The organism is Streptomyces sp. JH14 (assembly GCF_029428675.1).
GTDB lineage: Bacteria > Actinomycetota > Actinomycetes > Streptomycetales > Streptomycetaceae > Streptomyces.
Genome location: NZ_JAJNEL010000001.1, coordinates 3,773,780 through 3,791,053, shown reverse-complemented (window position 1 = coordinate 3,791,053; position 17,274 = coordinate 3,773,780). Strand labels below are relative to the sequence as shown.

Genomic DNA, 17,274 nt, shown 5'->3' with positions numbered 1-17,274 from the left:
ACGCCAGACCCTCACCAGAGGATGAGCCGTGCCGAAGCTCTGCCTCTCGTCCAGCGCCTCCTGGACTGCGATATTGCCAACGAAGCTGAAGGCGACGAGATCCTGGACGCCTTGCACCGCGGACTCGCATGCCCCCACGTCAGCGACTACATCTACTGGGACTTTGACCCCGAGTTGAGCGCCGAGAAGATCGTCGATCGAGCATTGGCATACAGGCCGATCGCCCTCTGACCCGCAGCGCGGTAAGAGTTTCTCTACTTCATCAAGGCACCCGGCTGCGCTCCGCTCCGCCGGGCGCGCTTTCCGGCTCCGCTCCGCGCAACGCTCCTGCCTTCGGCCCGCTCTGCGCGCGCTGCGCCGACGCGCGCCCACAGTGGATAGGCCCGGGGGCATAAGACGAGAACCAAGCCCGCGGCTCAAGGACATGCCTCCGGCGGGGGCGCTCAGACTCCGGGATGGACGGGGCGCCGTTCGCGAGTGCCGGCCGGTTCGTGGCGAGCGTTGTGGGCTCCCATCTCGACCACCTTCGACCCAGGCAGAGCCGAGCAGTCGCGGCCCAGGGCGTCAAGGTCGTTCGTACAGTGGCGCGCTCCACCTTGACGCCCTGAACCACGCCCGCTCCACGGTGTGTGGGTCGAAGGCGGACGGGATGGGAGCTGGGGTGAGTGGTGGGTTGAGGGAATTCCGACAGGGCCGCTCAACGAATATCTATGATCCTGGTCACTTCCGAAATGTTCCATACCCGACATAACGGCAGGAGACATTCTCGCCATCCTGCAGTCCGCACCCGAACACGCCTGGCGACCCGACGAGATCGCGCCCGCACTCGGCATTACCAACGTGCACAGCCTCAACGTGCAGATGGCCGCCTGGGCCCGAAAGGGACTGATCGACAGGCCCCGCAAAGGCGCCTACAGACATCGCACCAATCCGGGACCACCGAACGCATCGGCGCACTTGACCAGCACTGATAACGCCTAACTTCGCGGCATTGGCCGCCCACGCAAAACGCTCGACTGGGAAACCCCAGCCGAGCGCCTGTCTAAACTACTCGCGGCCTGACCAACCAGCCACGTGTCGCAACGACCCCTCGAATTCGCCCAAACCGGCGGGCCGTCATGAATGATCGAGACTAGTGGTCGTTCAGGTAGGAGTGTACGACCTTGCTTGTGTCAGTCTGGTAATTGTACGGCTGAAGGTACATCGTGATCTTGACGGTGTAGCCCTCAGGGATGTTGTGCACGCCCCCCTGCGAAGCAGCGGAAACGTCGCACGAACTGTACCCGCCCGTGGCCACGAGAAAGATGTCGCTGTCATAGTAGCCGGAGGGGCTGAAGATCTGGATTTCGGCCACGGGGCTCTTCCCGTCGGCGTCCGTGTCGCAGAGGTTGAGAATGTCGCCGTACTCCTCAACGTTGATCGTGCCGCCATGGCCGGCGTCCGCGGTGGTCCACGTGTGGTCCCAGCTGCCCCCGGGCGGGTCGAGAGTCGCTGACGCCGACGTCGCGGTAGCCAGCATCCCGCCGGCAGCGATAACGGTGGTTGCGGCCAAGGTTGCGATCCTGTAACGCATACCTTTCCCCCTCTTCACGCTCGCGCGGCCAGCCCGGCGAGCGAAGGTGACCATACGGCATCCGAGTAGGCGGTAGAAGTTCTCCGCTCAGGTTTTCGGTATGTTTTGGCGAGGCCGTCTCATTTCCCCCGTTGTGACGCTTTGCGGAGCCAAAACAGACATCGTCCGGACAGACGGGGGGTGGCAACGCGCCCCCGGAAAACGCGGCAATTCCCCCGACAATCCCAAACGGTCCGCCGGGTGACTTGAGTTCTAGTGGTCGTTGCAACACCCCAGCTCAAGGGGTGCGATGGACTTCGAGATCCGTGACCGTTCGGTGAACCAGGGGGCGCGTGCACTCACCGAGGAACGGCGGGCCTACCTTCAGCTCGTGCAACAGGGCAGTGCGGGAGGACGACGGTAAGCGGACGTGCCGTGCGCTGTGGAAGTGCAACAGCCGCCATGTGTGGTGGAAATGGGCCGACCGACCGGATGAACCGTTGGAGGTCTGCCCAATGCCGGAGCTGTTCCGCTGACATCCAGCGTTGACATCAACGACTACGGACAGCAGCAGCGTTCAGCAATCGCGAACGGCCCGAGTATGCACGGGTGGAGCCCGACAGGCAGCGGGTGGATCGAACTCCTAAAGCGGGTGTCGGCCCCCACGGGGCACCAGTCAGAAGGCCCCGGTCCGATCATGGTCCGAGGCTTTTGACGGCGCCACCTGACGGCAGTCGGGTCTCAGCACCGGCAGGCTGAGTCATCGCGTGGGTTTCATGACGTTCCCGAGCGGGTGTGTGCCAATAACTACCGTTCCTGCGAAGGTGTCGTAAGCCCATGCATCTGCACTTTCAGGGTCTGCCCCAATACCACTGACGATTCCCCTGAGCATCCAGCCTGGACCGTCGCACCCAAGAACTCTCACATTCTTGACAGTCGATTGACCAGATTCCATAACCACCGGGACAGATGCTCTAATTTCCAGGCCTGCCCTGCCAGCCCATTCTTTTACCGTACCCCCCTGGGCGCGCATCCTGTTCATCATCTCTACCCGAGCGACATTCCAAAACACGTCTGAGGCTGCAAGAAAAGCTTGCAGCTGTAGGGCCGTCCCGTCTTTCACCAGCGTGACGGCCACCGTGCCGCCTCCAGCTCCTACTGGCCGCACCTCCACACCAGGCGACGTCGGCACTCCAATGCCTCCCATATCGATCAAACTAAGGTTTGAAACGTCGACTTCACTAATGTCCCACGGTCCGGATTCAATCCCTCGGCGCAAAACATCGCGGTGCAAGGATTCGCGGCAAAGTTCCTCCGCCGCACAAAGCAGGTATTTCACGCCTTCAATAGAAGTGGATTCCTCCTTAAGTAGAGCGGCCAAGAATCCTACCAAATTGAGCAACGAAAGCAGCTCTTCCGACTGCGCTTCACTTACCGCTGAAACATCCCCCAGAAACGCTTCGGTCATCGTCAGTGAATCTTGCCGGGAGAGAATCGGAACGGATCGCGGCGATACCTGTTCGATTGATGAAAGTCCGCCCTCGCGGCGAGACCGGAGAACAATCTGGATTGCCGCCAAGATGATCCGTGTCGGCACTAAACCGTCCCAGCCCTCGCTTTCAGCTTCAGCCACAAGATCCGGGGTCACACTTCCATCTTCAGTGAATTTCTTAAGTATTTCACCCGCTCGAGCCTTAGCGCCGCCACCATCTTTTGACACGTTGCCGCCCTCTCGCTCCGTCACGACTGCCAGCACTCCGTAACTGCCTACGCTCACCCTTCTATCCCCCGTATCGGGCTGCCCCAGGGCCAGCAGTACAGCAGAGAAGTACAGCAACCACACCGACCACCAACAACCTTGGCTGATCCGCACAGCCCATGCGGCCAGGCCGACAGACGTCAGCAATCTCCGCGGCCGTAGTTCGCATCGCGAGGGGGCGGGCCGTGCCACAACCGCGCCAGATCAGGCGGGGAGCCACGGGGTACTACGGGTGCCCACAGCGCACACAGCCTGGATCCGTCGAAGTCCGCATGCCGCAGGTCAGACCCCAACTCACCTCACCTCGCCCCTAAAGCGGGTGTCGAGCGTCGGATTAATGACCGATGATGCGCTCATGAGCGACCACTTGACGGAGTTCCTGCGGAGACGATTCGACGAGGACGCCGAGCTGGCCGCCCGATGCGACGGTGACGGCTGCGGACAGCGGCCGGCCCACGGTCGTACCGTGGACTTCTGCCAGGTGGACCGCTCCGGTTTCCATCCGACGATCGCAGAGCACGTGGCGTTGCACGATCCTGCCCGCGTCCTCCGAGAGGTCGCAGCCAAGCGCCGCGTCCTGGGTCGGCATGTGCTCAGCCCTGCTGTCGGCGATCCCGAGCTCCCCTGGGACAACAGGGACGACTGCCAATGGGACGGTGAGATCTGGCCCTGCCCCGACCTCCTCGACCTGGCGGCGCCCTACTCAGACCACCCGGAATTCCGCGAGCAGTGGCTGCCGCACCAGATCCGCACCAGATAGGACGGAGGTCACCGGTCAACCACGGTCACAAGCACAGCCCCACAGCGTGCCTGCGTCTCCTGTCTCCGCAGGTCAGCAGTTGGCTCAGCGAGAAGTGGCCGGTGATTCCCAAGCTCAGAGCGCGAGTTCGATTCTCGTCACCCGCTCTTTGAAGAAGGCCCAGGTCAACGACCGGGGCCTTTCTCGTTGTCTGGACCTCTCACGACCTTCCGTGCCCTCCACGTGCCCCAACTCGCCGGAACGCCCTGGTGACAGGGTTCCTCCTGCACCACCTAGGTGGTGCAGGAGGAACCCTGTCTCAACGTGCGAGCGCGACGCCTTGTGACTCGCGCCACTTCCAAACCCGTCCGGCGCGTGCCCCAGCCGTGCCCTTCAGGACGGACAACAGCGGTCGACAGGGGTGTCCACGAGCCTGCGGAATGAGCGCCACCTGGGCATGTTCCCGCAGGTCAGAGGCGAGATAGCATGACTGGGCGCCGACGATTCCCAAGCTTATAGCGCGGGTTCGATTCCCGTAGTCCGCTCTTGTGCGAAGCCCCAGGTCAGCGACCTGAGGCTTCGTCGTTGTCCGCTCTCCGGGGCCTCGCCCGGGAAGCCCTCCGGGAGCTCCCCGCACCGCGACTTGAGGAGGGGTCAGACTTTGGCCTTTTCCCTGGCCCCGGCCGGTGCGGTCGAGGTCGCCTTCGGGGCCCGGCGTCCGGGCATCCACCAGTTGGCCTTGCCGCACAGCTCCATCACCGCGGGGACGAAGACCATCCGGACGATGGTGGCGTCGATGAGCACGGCGACGGCCATGCCCAGGCCTCCCTGCTTGACGGCGACATCGGGGCCGAGCAGCGAGGTGGTGAAGACGGCGATCATGATGGCGGCCGCGGCCGTGATCACCTTGGCGGTCCGCGCCAGCCCTGTCGCGACGGCCGCGCGGGTGTCGCCGGTCCGCTCGTATTCCTCACGGACCCGCGAGATCAGGAAGACCTGGTAGTCCATCGACAGGCCGAACAGGATCGGGAACATCATCATCGGTGTCCACGTCGTGACCGGCATGGCGGCGGGGAACCCGAGGGCCGTGCCGAGCCAACCCCACTGCACGACCGCCACGAGCACACCGTAGGAGGCGCCGATGGACAGCAGGTTCATCACGGCTGCCTGCAGGGCGATAGTGACCGACCGGACCAGCGCGATCAGCAGCACCATGCCCATCGCGACGACGACCACGATCATCAGGGGCAGGCGCGAGCCGACCTCGTCGGCGGTGTCGATCGTGCTGGCGTTCGGGCCGCCGACGAGGACCTGTTCGCCGCCGGGTGTCCTGGGCAGCACGTCGTCGCGGAGCTTGTGCACCAGGTCCGTGGTCGCCTCGTCCTGGTACCCGGTCGTGGGGAAGGCGAGGAAGGTGACAGCCTTCCCGTCCTCGCTGACCCGGGGCGGCGTGGCATGGGCGATGCCCTCGGTCCTGCCGACGGCTTCGACGACGGGAGCGAGATCGGCGTCCTCAGAGTCGATCTCGGCGGCGAAGACCAGGGGTGCGCCATATCCCGGGCCGAAGCCCTCGGAGAGGATCTCGTACGAGATGTAGCTGCTCCGGTCGCGGGGCTGGACGCTGGCGTCGGGCTGGCTCAGCCGCATCGACAGCACGGGGGCGGCCAGCATCAGCAGGATCCCGCCGGCGGCGAGAGCGGCGACGAGCGGCCTGCGCTGCACCACGCCGGCCCAACGCTCGGCGAGGGTACGGCGCTTCCGGGACACTGCACCAGCCGGCTGGTTCCGGTGGGACGCGCGGCGAGGCAGCCGCAGCGAGTTGATCTTGTGTCCGGTGAAGCCCAGGAACGCGGGCAGCAGCGTCAGGGCGGCGATCATCGTGACCAGCACCGTGAGCGACGTGGCGACGGCCAGCCCGGTCATCAGCCGCTGCCCCATGACGAGCAGGCCCATCAGCGCGATCACCACGGTCGTGCCGGCGAAGAGCACCGCGTGACCCGCGGTGGCGATGGCCTTGACCGTGGCGCTCTCGGGGTCGTCACCGTCCCCGAGGCCGTCCTTGTAGCGGGTCACGATGAACAGCGCGTAGTCGATGCCGACGCCGAGCCCGATCATCGCGCCGAAGGTCAGAGCGAAGTTCGGCGCGGGGACCAGGTGCCCCACCAGCTTCATCAGGGCGAGACCGCCCACGATGGCCAGGAGGGCGGTCGCGATCGGCAGGCCCATCGCCACCAGTGATCCGAACGCGATGAACAGGATCACGGCTGCTGCCAGAAGGCCCACGCTCTCGGCCGGGCCCTGCGGGGGCGTCTCGGCCTTTTCCGCCATGTACCCGCCCAGCGCGAGCGTGACGCTGTCGCCGGAGGCGCCCTTGACCATGTCCACCAACGGCTTCACCTCGCTCTTCTCCACCACCTTGTCGCTCAGCGGGATGGTCGTACGGGCGACGCGTCGGTCCTTCGTCACCAGGCTCTTGTCCTGATACGGCGAAGTCACCGGTCCTGTCACGGGCGAGTCGGCGAGATCGGCGATGGCCTTCTCGATCTTCTGCTTGGCGGCGGAATCGTCGATCCCCTTTTCGGCCTTGATCGCGAGAGTCAGCCTGTCCCCTTGCTCCTTGGGGAAGTGCTTCTCCATCAGCTGCTGCGCCTTGGCCGACTGCGAGTCTCCTCCGGAGAAGTCGTTGTCGGGAGCGGCGCCGTAGCCGAAGCCGGCGAACGCCACGGCGATCACACCGATGATCCAGATCAGGAGGACCAGGCGGCGGCGCCGGAAACAGAAGCGGCCCAGTCCCGCCAGAGTCCCGCCCGTGGGGGTGGTTCCGGTTGCCATCATCGTCTCCTCGAGTCCCTGCCCTGTGCCTCTCACGCGGACGCGCGCAGGTGGACGGAGCGGTCAGCCGGTCGGCCGGTGCGGACCAGGGACAGCCGGCCAAGGACCGTGGCGATCAGCCCCAGCACCAGGGCCAGGGCGCCACCGAGCACTCCGTTGCCGGTGCCGGGACCGCCGTCGGCAACGGCCAGATTCACCGCACCGACGGCCATGCCGATCGGCCCCGCCACCAGGGCCGCGAGGGGCCCCCTCTTCCCGTGGCCGTTGCCATTGCCGATTCGGCCGGCACGGGCCAGGGCCAGCCCGCCGATGACCACACCGGCCAGCGCCACCAGTGCGGCCGCGGTACCCACGAGCCGCCCTGTGGTCAGGTCATAGGCGTCGGCGGCGAGCGGCTGGACAAAAGCGTGCGCGGCCGCAGGTGCGGCAAGCACGTGACGGACGGACATGAGGTGCTCCTTCTCCTCGTACGGCTCCTGCTCCTGGATGTCCCCCGATCCTGTCCGCCGGACCTGCCGCCGGTCGTCCCGCGTGCGGACGCACTTTGTGTTGCCGCCGGTGGCGTACGCGGCTACCGCGGACGGGGCAGGAGCCGCGCGGGTACCGCGGACGCGGTAGGCGATCGGTCATCCACGAGCCGGACTCGCCCGTGGCGACATCTGGCTAGGGTGCGCACATGAGCAAACGACGGTTCGGTCTACCGGCCGCTGTCGCGGACTGGGCGATCGCTGTAGGCGTGGCGGCGCTGATGCTGGGCGACGGGTGGTCCGGGGAGCCCCCTGGCACGGGGCCCCACCTGCTCGGCTACGCGCTGCTGGCGGTCGGCGGCCTGACGCTGGCCGCGCGCCACAGGGCTCCGGTTGTCGTCCTGGCCGTCACCGGACTGTGCGCGGTGGGCTACCAGGCGGCCGGGTTCGACGTGCTCACCGTCGCGTACCTGGTCGCGGTGTACGCCGCGGTGCGGGCCGGGCACCGCGTCCTGGCGGTGACGGCGTCCGCGACCCTGCTGCTGTCTCTGCAGCTCACTGCCCTGCTCTTCCGCGACGGGCCTATGAGCGAGGTGTCGGTGCAGGCCCGCGGCACCCTGGAGATCGCCTGGCTCGTCGCCGCCTTTGCCGCAGGGGAGGCGTTGCGGCAGGCGGAGCAGCGGGCGGAGGAGGCCGAGCGCACCCGCGCGGAGACCGCGCGGCGCCGTGCCGACGAGGAACGGCTGCACATCGCCCGGGAACTGCACGACTCGCTCACCCACCAGATCTCCGTCATCAAGGTGCAGTCCGAAGTCGCCGTCCACGTGGCCCGCAGACGCGGCGAGAAGGTGCCCGAGGCGCTGTTGGCGATCCAGGAGGCCGGACGTGAGGCGAGCCGGGAGCTGCGCGCGACCCTGGAGGCACTGCGCGACGACGACACGGCCCCGCCACGCGGGCTCGCCGACGTACCGGAACTTGTGGAGCGGGCCGGCAGGACCGGCCTGGAGGCGACGCTGACGATTGAGGGGCAGCGGCACGACGTGCCGGCCGCGGTGGGCCGGACCGCCTACCGGATCGTTCAGGAGTCGTTGACCAACGTCGTCCGGCACGCCGCCGCCACTACGGCATCGGTCCGGATCGACTACCGGCCCGACACCCTCGCGCTCCGCATCGACGACGACGGCAAGGCCACACCAGGCACCGCCCCCGTGCCTGGCGTCGGGCTGATCGGCATGCGCGAACGCGTCACCGCCCTCGGCGGCCTCCTGCGCACCGAACCGCGCGGCGAAGGTGGCTTCACCGTCTGGGCCGAACTCCCCGTGGAGCGAACGTCGTGATCCGAGTCCTGCTGGTCGACGACCAGTCGCTCATCCGCAGCGGATTCCGCGCCCTCCTCGACCTCGAGGACGACATCGAGGTGGTGGCGGAGGCCGCCGACGGCGAGGAGGGCCTGGAGCTCGCCAGGGAACACCTGCCCGACATCGCGCTCATCGACATCCAGATGCCAGTCGTCGACGGCATCGAGGCGACCCGGCGCATCGCCGCGGACCCGGCCCTGGCCGGGGTACATGTCGTCATCCTGACCAACTACGGCATGGACGAGTACGTCTTCGACGCGCTGCGCGCCGGCGCCGCGGGATTCCTCGTCAAGGACATCGTCCCGGACGACTTCCTGCACGCCATCCACGTGGCCGCACGCGGCGACGCCCTGCTCGCACCCTCGATCACCCGCAAGCTGATCGACAGGTACGTGTCCCAGCCGCTCGACACCGGTGCCGAGGCGGGACTCGAAGAGCTGACCGGCCGCGAACGCGAGGCCGTCGCCCTCGTCGCGCGGGGCCTGTCCAACGACGAGATCGCCGACCACATGGTGATCAGCCCGATGACCGTGAAGACCCACGTCAACCGGGCGATGACCAAGCTCCACGCCCGCGACCGAGCCCAACTCGTGGTTCTCGCCTACGAATCCGGCCTGGTCACCCCACGCACATCCTGACACTCACGGGCCGCCCGCTCCGCTGCAGATGTGACAGACATGATCAGCCTCCGGTGCCGTCATCCTCGTCGAGGCTGGGGGCGCGTCCGGGTCGCGCAGCAGTCGCAGGCCGCCATCGGCCTGGGTGGAGGCAGCGAAGCCGTAGCGGCCGAGTACGTTGAGGTTGCGGTGCTTGAGTGGGGAGAGCCGGGTGATGTCCTCGGCCGGGTTCAGTGCGGCCCCCTCTCCGTGCCACAACGTGCCAGTAGGCGCGGTAAACAGCGGTCAGCAAGGGGGCGGGCGAAGAACTCGCGAGAAGGCCCTCAGCGCACGTTCTTGCAGGTCAGGCGCTACGCACAAGGTCAAGTACCGGGTGATTCCCAAGCTCAGAGCGCGAGTTCGATTCTCGTCACCCGCTCCATGCAAAAGCCCCAGGCCATCGGCCCGGGGCTTCTTTGTTGTCTGGACCAGTTCAGGCGTCCCGTGCCATATCCGTGCCAGATGCCTGGTCATCCACTGCTTCGCGCCGAGCCCGTACGAGCTGGTCGAGGCCGGCCGCCACCTCGCGCTGCCGCTCCAGGTCCGAGTGCTGATAGATCAGCGCGGCGCGTTCGGTCGACTGCCCAGCGCGCACCATCGTGTCCTTCAGCGTCGCCCCGGAACGGGTCGTGAGCGTGTGTCCGGTGTGACGAAGGTCGTAGAAGCGAAAGCCGTCAGGAAGACCAGCCTTCGTACGCGCAGCACGCCACTTCCGCCCGAAGGTGGACCGGCGGAACGGCTTGCCCTTCTCCCCCACGAACAGCAGGCCGTTCGGACCTTTCTCGGCGTACCAGTCGAGATGCCGATGGAGGTCGGCCCGCAGAAAGGCCGGCAGAACCACGAGCCGCTTGCCCGCCTCCGACTTGGTCGGCCCCTCTGCCCGCTTGCCCGTGGTCAGCTCCGGGGCAGCCTGCCGGACCCGGACGGTCAGGTTGTCGAGGTCGACGTCCTTCCGACGCAGCTCGGCTTGTTCCTCCGGCCGGAGCGGACCGTAGGCACCGAGGAAGGACCAGCATGCCGATGATCACGAAGCCTGCCCCGCCAGCTTTCGGATCATCATTGGTCTGGGTGGCGGCAGCGAGACTCGACGGCATGGCGGCCAAGTAGATCACGCAGGTGATCGTGCCCCATCCGTGCCCGGTCGCGCGGGGAACCACGGCGAACCACGGCAGCAAGTGGGCAGCGCTCAGAGCAGCGGTCCCCAACCGATCTACCTGGTACCCCGGCCGGGTCGGCGCCCGCGCAGCGGTCACCGCGCAGGGGGGCGTCACTGCCGACCCCGCCGAACAGTGCTGAGGACAGCCTGGGAACGCCGAAGGGGCGGCACGCGAGTACCGCCCCTCCCTCCCGATAGAGGTCACCTGACACGGGTTGCCCAGCCCGTGCTCAGCTCAACGCGTTGTACGTGTTCCAGCCGGCACCGACCTTGGTCCGCGCAGCGTAAGGAGCAGAGGCACTGCCCGTCCCCTTGTACAACCACAAGACGCCCGAACCGTCCCGGGCCACCAGATCCGCCTTGCCATCACCAGTCAGATCCCCCGTCGACGTCAAGGAGTTGTACATGTTCCACCCGGCACCGACCTTGGTCCGCGCAGCGTAAGGAGCGGAAGCACTGCCCGTCCCCTTGTACAACCACAACACACCCGAACCATCCCGGGCCACCAGATCCGCCTTGCCATCACCAGTCAGATCCCCCGTCGACGTCAAGGAGTTGTACATGTTCCACCCGGCACCGACCTTGGTCCGCGCAGCGTAAGGAGCGGAGCCACTGCCCGTCCCCTTGTACAACCACAACACACCCGAACCATCCCGGGCCACCAGATCCGCCTTGCCATCACCAGTCAGATCCCCCGTCGACGTCAAGGAGTTGTACATGTTCCACCCGGCACCGACCTTGGTCCGCGCAGCGTAAGGAGCGGAGCCACTGCCCGTCCCCTTGTACAACCACAACACACCCGAACCATCCCGGGCCACCAGATCCGCCTTGCCATCACCAGTCAGATCCCCCGTCGACGTCAAGGAGTTGTACATGTTCCACCCGGCACCGACCTTGGTCCGCGCAGCGTAAGGAGCGGAGCCACTGCCCGTCCCCTTGTACAACCACAACACACCCGAACCGTCCCGGGCCACCAGATCCGCCTTGCCATCACCAGTCAGGTCTGCGCCGGGACTGGAGTAGAGGCGGTGGAGGTCGGCCTGCGCGCTACCCTGCTGGAGGTAGCCGAAGCCCCCGACGCTGGCCGTCCAGTTGGTGTCGCCAGTGACCTTGGCGAGGGTCTCGCTGAACCTGCCGCCGGCGCCGAGCTCGTAGGCGTGGACGCCGTTGGGGCCATCCAGGAGGACTTCGGTGTCCGGGTTGCCGGCGGGGAGCGGCGTCCAGGCGCCCGTCGTGCTGCTCAGGTACTGGGCGGTTCCGCCAACCGTGTAAGAACTGCCGTACACGGCGGTGGCCTTGGGCTTGTCGAAGACGATCCTGGTCGGGTTGGGCGCCTTGGTGACGGTCACCGGGACCGTGTTGACGGTCTGCGCGTCCTGCTGAACCGCGTACACGTACACCCCGCTGTAGACGGGACCGGTGGCCGTGAAGCTGCCGTCGGCCTGGACGTCGGCCGCGACCTCGTACGGGCCCGATCCGCGCGTTCCCACGAGGTAGACCTTGCTCTCGGTCCAGCCGGGGGTGGTGAGGCCGGTGGCCGGGTCGAACGTGAAGACCGTCCCGGTGGCTGTGACCTTCTGGTGGTCGAAGTCCACGGTGGTGCGGTCCAGCGAGGTGCCGGCGAAGACCGGCAGGTCCTCGTAGCGGAGCTGGCCCTGGCCGAGGTAGGCCGGGTGGTCGCCCTCGGTGTCGGCGAGGTCGACGGTCGCGTCGTAGACGCCGTGAGCTCCGAGCTGCAGGCGTTCGGAGCTGCGCCAGGTACCGTCCTGCGCCGAACCGGAGACGAGGCTGAAGCCGGTGACGGTGGTCGTCGGCCAGTCGCCGGAGACGCGCAGGGTGAGCTGTGCGGCGATGGAGGCGGGGTCGATCGCGGAGTCGGAGACGGCGTGGAACTCAAGGTAGCCGGCATCGTCCGGGTCGCCGCCGAGTGCGGATATGACGGGCCGTACGGGGTCGGCGGCGCCGGATGTGTCGGCCAGCGCCGGGCTCGCGGCGGCGAGGCTCGCCAGGCTGGCGATGAGAGCGAGTGGTGCGATGAGAGATCGACGCACGATGACTCCGGGGGTGGGCGGATAGCCGGACAGGTGGAGGGATGCAGGTGGCGCGGGTGTCGACACGCGGGCCTCGGGTGCGGGGCTGATACCAAGCTGCAATCGTCGTGCCGTGCAGGTTATGGCCTGCGTGTGGTTGTGATCAACCAGTTGCCTGCAGGAGGTTGTTGATCCAGATCATCGAGGCGCGGAGGGGAGGCCAGTGAGGTAGCTCTCGGGCGTCGTGTCATATCGAGTCGCGATGCCCCGCCAGGCCTTCAGCTTGTTGATCAGGCGCTCGACGGTGTAACGCACCTTGTAAAGATCGGCGTCGTGGCTTGCGGGCCGACCGCCTCGGCTGCTCTTCTTCTTCCGGTTGGCGGCCTGGTCCTTCTTCTCGGGGATGACTGCCTTGATGTTGCGTTTCAGCAGGTGGGAGTGGTTACCGCGGGACGAGTAAGCCCTGTCTGCAGCGACCGCGTCGGGCCGGGTGCGGGGCCGACCCGTTCGTGCGCCAGGACGGGACCTTCTCCACCGAGGGTGCCGCCATGGTTCTTTCCACCGTGGCTCTGGGGCTCGTCGTGCTTGGTGCGGTGCTTCAGGTCCCTGGGCGGAGCGTTGGCTAAACGCCTTCGATGATGCGGAAGTCGCGCTCGACGCCGTCGGACAGGGCGAGCAGCGCCTGCTGGTAGGCCTCACTCGCGTGAGCTGCGACGGCCTGTTCGAAGCTGTCGAACTCGATCACGACGACGCGCTCGGCGACGCCGTCGTCGTGGGCGACGACCCGCCCGCCGCGGGCGAGCAGCCGTCCGCCTCCGGCCTCGACGGCCGGACCGGCCAGCTTGTTGTAGGCAGCCAGCTTCTCGGGGTCGGAAATGGTGCGGTAGGCGCTGACCCAGTAGCCCTTGGCCACGAGAACCTCCAGTGTTCGGAAAGTGCGCGTCCGAGAATGCACGTCGGAAAGTGCACGTCTGACGCCGGATTCACTGCTGCGAGCGAGCGTACCCGGCGGAAGATCACCGGGGTGGTTCAGGGAACGTACTGGTCAGCGACGCGCCGGAGCCTCGCCGTCGAGCAGGGGTTGCAGGAGTGGGATGTACAGATCGGCGACTTCTTCGGGGGCCAGGCTCGTCAGCTGGTCGGCCTGGACGGTCGCGTACAGGGCCCCGAGGCCGAGCAGCACGCCGATGGCCAGTTCGATTTGAACGCGGAGTCCTGGTCGAGGGCACCGATACTCTGGCTGCCTGAGGAGTCCGGTCATCAAGACTCCACCGACCTCAGATGCTTCGTAGACTCGCGCAGTGATCACATCCGAGCGGGCCCGAGAGATCGTTAACGCTCATCTCGCACAGATGCAGCCGTACCCTCCGGAGGAGGGCGTGACCGCTGTAGTCATCCGTGTGAAGGAGCACCGCTTCGGGTGGGAGTTCCGGTATCAAAGCTCCAGATACGTGCAAACGGGGAGTTCACGAGACATGTGGATCGGGACCGGGCCCATCGTTGTTGACAGACGCGACGGCCGCTTGGAGGAACTTGGCGGCAGGCAGTTCGGCGACACGGTCGCTGAGTACCAGCACGTTTACGATCAAGAGACGTCTACCGGCGGAAAGTCCTGACCGTGCCCGCTACGTGCCCGACGGAGCAGGAGCGAAGGGGAACCACGGGGAGCAGGGGTAACAATGCGATTCCCCGCAGGTCAACATCCCCGCAGCTCAGCCCGCATCCGCGTACGGCGTCTTCCGAACTGGGCCCGCACAACACCGAAACAGGTAAGGAGCCGGCCCGATTGGCGGACCAGCGTAAGGGGCCGTGATTTCTCGCCCCATGGCAGCTCCAGCCCGAAGCCTCTTCACCAACCTGACCGCTCTGAGCTTCCGCTGTCGAAGTCAGACGATGGTGTTGTAGTGCTCCGCGAAGAAGAGATTGCCCATTTCGCGCGCTGCAAAGGGGGCCTTCGCATTACCGGTGCCGCGGTAACGCCAAGGGTCGCCGACCCGGTCGATGGCGAAAAGGTCCGGCTTGCCATCGACATTGCTGTCGCCCATGCCGATCAGCTGGGTGTAGGTGTTCCAGCCGGCGCCGATCCGAGTACGGGCGGCGAAGGTGCCCTTGCCGGTGCCCTGGTAGAGCCACAGCACACCCGCGCTGTCACGGGCCACCACGTCACCCGCGGAGCCACCGGCGATATTGCCGACCGCGGTGATCTGGTTGTAGACGTTCCATCCGCCACCGACCTTGGTGCGGGCGGCGTACGGCGCCTTCCAGTTCCCGGTGCCCTTGTAGAGCCACAGGAAGCCGTCGCCGTCGCGTGCTACGAGGTCGGCCCTGCCGTCGCCGGAGAAGTCTCCCGTCCCGGTCAGCTGGGTGTAGGCGTTCCAGCCGCCACCGATCCGGGTACGGGTGGCGAAGGTACCCTTGCCGGTGCCCAGGTAGAGCCACAGCACACCCGCGCTGTCACGGGCCACCACGTCACCCGCGGAGCCACCGGCAACATTGAGTGCACCCATGTGGCCACTGCCTTCCCTGCTGGATCAGTCCTACTTGGGCAGGAACAAGCCCTCAATCGAACTTACAAAGCAGATGTCGGCGGTTCGAAACCGTCCGTGCCCACCGGCAGTAAGCACGACAAAGGCCCAGGTCGCCGGCAGTAGGCCGGAAGCTTGGGCCTTGATCGTTCCTCCACCGTTCCGGCGGGGGCCGACGCCGTGCCACTTACATGCCAAATGCGTAGTGCTCCAGGCGCTCAGCCACGTTGGCAAGGATCTCGTCCGGGAAGGCCACGGGACGGACACCAACCGCCGACTTCGGAGCCTTGTCGAAGAGCTTGGCGCCCTGCCTCTCCGCTTGCGCCCGCTGGGCCACGATCACGCGCCCGGTCACATCGATGTCCCTGCGGCGAAGGGATGCCAGCTCACCGAACCACAGGGTGGTGAAGGCAGCCAGCAGTACGAGCAGGCGGTACCGAGGGGCGATGGCATCAGCCACGGCGTACACCTCGCCCCCCCTGGTCGGGCCCGAGCGCGCGCCCGACCAGGGGTTTACGAGGCGTTTCAGGCGCCGCCGCGCGGACACTTCGGCTGAGGGGGCTGAGCGGTTTGCGATGCTTGCGCGTTCCCCGTGCGCAGCGGCTGGAAGTAGTGGGCGAGCGCCCAGATGCCGATGCGGTTGCCGGCCTGGCATCCGGTGACGTCCGAGGTGCGGAAGTGGATTCCGCCGTACACACGGGCGTTGATCATGTCCTCGTTGAGCTGGTCGGCGTACTCGTAGTGCCGTGTGGTGTGGGTGACGTCGGAGGTCACGTCTAGGTCGACCCGCGAGGTGCCGAGGACCCCGGTCACGACCCGCATCACGGCACCCGTGAGCGCCGTGTGGCCACTGACGTACTCGGGGTGCGGGGGCGTGAGGAGCAGCGGTTCCCACAGCGGGTCCGCTTCGGTCGCGGGGTTGCCGTCCGTGTCGGCCAGCTGGATTGCCGTGATCGGCCGCCAGAGGCCGTACCGGAGCTTGGAGTCCCACGCGGTGATGACGGCATCGGTCGCCGCTGTGTTCGCCGCGGCGAACAGCCGCGCTGTCTCGGCGATGCCGAGATGATGCCGGGCGGCATGGTCGCGGAGGGCCCTCTGGATCTGCGCCATCAGATTGCCCCCGTAGAAGAGGGCAGTCTCGGTCTGGTCCGCGGTTCTGCCTGAGCCGGTGCTCGCGCCCATGGTCTTCACTTCGTTCGCGTCCTCGGCGTAGCGGGCTGAGGACAGGGCGGGCGGCTCGCCGGGCCGGAACTGGGCAGGGGAGGTGAGCAGGAGCGGCCGGAGTCTGCCGAGCCAGGTGTCGATGAAGGGCAGCCGGGCGGGCGGGGTGGGGCGCCAGACGCCGGGCGCGGGTGGCTTGGTGAAGGGCACGTCCACGAACCGGCCGTCGCCCTCGCGGAGGTCGATGATGTGGGCGGCAGCACGTGCCCCGAAGGCCACGCCCTGGTCCCTTGCCGGGCCGCTGTCGATCTTGGCGAGGGAGGCGGCGTACGCGGTGTCGAGCTGGGCATGTGAGGCAGGGAAATAGGCGAGCAGGACGTGGTGTGCCGCAGTTACGGCCGACGCCTCGGGAGACGCCGTGGCGGGGCCGCTCTCCCGCCACTTGTACGGGGCGTAGTTGCCCTGAATACCGACCACGGCGTTGTAGACAGCGGCGGAGACGAACCCGTGCCAGATGGCCACCTGCCCGGAGGGGCGGGTCGGGCCGAGGTTGGCGCTGATCGTCTCGGTGGCGATGGTGTTCCAGTTGCGGATCGCCGCGGGGTTCGCTGAGGGCGGCTGGCGGTGGTCGGCGGCGGCTGTGGGGCCGGCCGGGGCCACGAGGGCAACGAGCGCGAGTAGCGCGACGGCGCCGATGGCGGCCCGTAGGCCTGAACGAGAAGGACGGGAGGAACAGGAATGACGGAATGAGAAGGGGTAATGCTGGCGCACGGCGCTCTCCCTTGATTCGACGGGACCGAATTTGCACCGAATGGAGAGTTGGATCAAGCTCAACCGCCGTGTCCCGGGCCTCGTAAGCCGAACGACGCTTGCGGTCGCTGCCGTTCGGGTTCGCAGTCACGAAGCACTTCCGCAACAGCAGCGTCCGGCTCTGCGGCACCGAACAGGGACTGACGTGCGGCGTTGAGGATGAAAAACACACGCTTCCGCAGGCCACTACTCGCCGATGCGTACCACCGTGAGGTGATGTTGTCGGGGC

16 protein-coding genes and 2 pseudogenes are annotated in these 17,274 nt (G+C 66.9%); 5 read left to right on the top strand and 13 right to left on the bottom strand.

All coding sequences use genetic code 11. The features are described 5' to 3' along the window. The first annotated feature begins 21 nt into the window (after window positions 1–21). Complete coding sequence (locus tag LRD69_RS17075) at window positions 22–231, top strand: e9imm peptide (protein WP_277327434.1); 210 nt, start codon at window positions 22–24, stop codon at window positions 229–231. A 901-nt stretch (window positions 232–1,132) separates the two neighbouring features. Here LRD69_RS17075 and LRD69_RS17070 read toward each other — a convergent pair. After that, entirely contained in the window at window positions 1,133–1,552 is a 420-nt protein-coding gene (locus LRD69_RS17070; RefSeq protein WP_277327433.1) for a hypothetical protein, read from the bottom strand. Between the two features lie 760 nt (window positions 1,553–2,312). After that, window positions 2,313–3,296 carry a DUF3710 domain-containing protein gene (locus LRD69_RS17065; RefSeq protein ID WP_277327432.1) on the bottom strand — a complete coding sequence of 328 codons (984 nt, stop codon included), beginning with the start codon at window positions 3,294–3,296 and terminating at the stop codon, window positions 2,313–2,315. Between the two features lie 370 nt (window positions 3,297–3,666). Between LRD69_RS17065 and LRD69_RS17060 the strand changes: the two genes are divergently transcribed. After that, window positions 3,667–4,071, top strand: a complete 405-nt coding sequence (locus LRD69_RS17060) for a DUF6221 family protein (protein ID WP_277327431.1) — start codon at window positions 3,667–3,669, stop codon at window positions 4,069–4,071. Between the two features lie 633 nt (window positions 4,072–4,704). Here LRD69_RS17060 and LRD69_RS17055 read toward each other — a convergent pair. After that, the gene (locus LRD69_RS17055) at window positions 4,705–6,882 is read right to left on the bottom strand and encodes an MMPL family transporter (protein WP_277327430.1); all 2,178 of its coding nucleotides are present in this window, start codon (window positions 6,880–6,882) and stop codon (window positions 4,705–4,707) included. A gap of 32 nt (window positions 6,883–6,914) precedes the next feature. Further along, entirely contained in the window at window positions 6,915–7,331 is a 417-nt protein-coding gene (locus LRD69_RS17050; RefSeq protein WP_277327429.1) for a DUF6223 family protein, read from the bottom strand. 227 nt (window positions 7,332–7,558) lie between these two features. On the opposite strand from LRD69_RS17050, the gene LRD69_RS17045 reads away from it, so the two are divergent. Together LRD69_RS17045 and LRD69_RS17040 are read left to right on the top strand one after the other, a co-directional pair. Then, a complete protein-coding gene (locus LRD69_RS17045) occupies window positions 7,559–8,686 on the top strand; it encodes a histidine kinase (RefSeq protein WP_277327428.1) in 1,128 nt (375 codons plus the stop codon). Beyond that, window positions 8,683–9,345 (top strand): response regulator transcription factor, encoded by a 663-nt coding sequence (locus LRD69_RS17040; RefSeq protein WP_277327427.1) that lies wholly within the window; start codon window positions 8,683–8,685, stop codon window positions 9,343–9,345. Before LRD69_RS17045 ends, LRD69_RS17040 begins: the two co-directional genes overlap by 4 nt. Window positions 9,346–9,348: 3 nt before the next feature. On the opposite strand, the gene LRD69_RS17035 is transcribed toward LRD69_RS17040, so the two are convergent. From LRD69_RS17035 to LRD69_RS17010, 6 genes and pseudogenes are all read right to left on the bottom strand, one after another. Then, window positions 9,349–9,582, bottom strand: a complete 234-nt coding sequence (locus LRD69_RS17035; RefSeq protein ID WP_277327426.1) for a hypothetical protein — start codon at window positions 9,580–9,582, stop codon at window positions 9,349–9,351. Between the two features lie 214 nt (window positions 9,583–9,796). Then, window positions 9,797–10,369, bottom strand: a pseudogene (locus LRD69_RS17030) (tyrosine-type recombinase/integrase); the annotation flags it as partial. Window positions 10,370–10,749: 380 nt separating this feature from the next. Further along, window positions 10,750–12,570, bottom strand: coding sequence for a VCBS repeat-containing protein (locus tag LRD69_RS17025; RefSeq protein ID WP_277327425.1), 1,821 nt, complete (start codon window positions 12,568–12,570; stop codon window positions 10,750–10,752). Window positions 12,571–12,712: 142 nt separating this feature from the next. Beyond that, a pseudogene (locus LRD69_RS17020) lies at window positions 12,713–13,053 on the bottom strand (transposase); the annotation flags it as partial. A 118-nt stretch (window positions 13,054–13,171) separates the two neighbouring features. Then, on the bottom strand, window positions 13,172–13,462 hold the full coding sequence (locus LRD69_RS17015; RefSeq protein WP_277327424.1) for a DUF1330 domain-containing protein: 291 nt from the start codon (window positions 13,460–13,462) through the stop codon (window positions 13,172–13,174). A 132-nt stretch (window positions 13,463–13,594) separates the two neighbouring features. Then, window positions 13,595–13,810: a hypothetical protein gene (locus LRD69_RS17010; protein ID WP_277327423.1), complete on the bottom strand. Its 216-nt coding sequence runs from the start codon at window positions 13,808–13,810 to the stop codon at window positions 13,595–13,597. Window positions 13,811–13,850: 40 nt separating this feature from the next. Between LRD69_RS17010 and LRD69_RS17005 the strand changes: the two genes are divergently transcribed. Beyond that, window positions 13,851–14,165: a YrhB domain-containing protein gene (locus LRD69_RS17005; RefSeq protein WP_277327422.1), complete on the top strand. Its 315-nt coding sequence runs from the start codon at window positions 13,851–13,853 to the stop codon at window positions 14,163–14,165. Window positions 14,166–14,435: 270 nt separating this feature from the next. Here the strand turns inward: LRD69_RS17005 and LRD69_RS17000 are convergent, their stop codons facing one another. The 3 genes from LRD69_RS17000 to LRD69_RS16990 form a co-directional block, all read right to left on the bottom strand. Further along, window positions 14,436–15,056, bottom strand: coding sequence for a VCBS repeat-containing protein (locus tag LRD69_RS17000; protein ID WP_277327421.1), 621 nt, complete (start codon window positions 15,054–15,056; stop codon window positions 14,436–14,438). 205 nt (window positions 15,057–15,261) lie between these two features. Next, entirely contained in the window at window positions 15,262–15,534 is a 273-nt protein-coding gene (locus tag LRD69_RS16995; protein ID WP_277327420.1) for a hypothetical protein, read from the bottom strand. Window positions 15,535–15,599: 65 nt separating this feature from the next. Next, window positions 15,600–16,895 (bottom strand): vanadium-dependent haloperoxidase, encoded by a 1,296-nt coding sequence (locus LRD69_RS16990; RefSeq protein WP_277327419.1) that lies wholly within the window; start codon window positions 16,893–16,895, stop codon window positions 15,600–15,602. Window positions 16,896–17,274 lie beyond the last annotated feature (379 nt).

Coding starts and splice junctions, on each gene's coding strand:
- LRD69_RS17075 (WP_277327434.1), top strand. CDS start 22: ATGAGCCGTGCCGAAGCTCTGCCTCTCGTCCAGCGCCTCCTGGACTGC.
- LRD69_RS17060 (WP_277327431.1), top strand. CDS start 3,667: ATGAGCGACCACTTGACGGAGTTCCTGCGGAGACGATTCGACGAGGAC.
- LRD69_RS17055 (WP_277327430.1), bottom strand. CDS start 6,882: ATGGCAACCGGAACCACCCCCACGGGCGGGACTCTGGCGGGACTGGGC.
- LRD69_RS17050 (WP_277327429.1), bottom strand. CDS start 7,331: ATGTCCGTCCGTCACGTGCTTGCCGCACCTGCGGCCGCGCACGCTTTT.
- LRD69_RS17045 (WP_277327428.1), top strand. CDS start 7,559: ATGAGCAAACGACGGTTCGGTCTACCGGCCGCTGTCGCGGACTGGGCG.
- LRD69_RS17010 (WP_277327423.1), bottom strand. CDS start 13,810: ATGACCGGACTCCTCAGGCAGCCAGAGTATCGGTGCCCTCGACCAGGA.
- LRD69_RS17000 (WP_277327421.1), bottom strand. CDS start 15,056: ATGGGTGCACTCAATGTTGCCGGTGGCTCCGCGGGTGACGTGGTGGCC.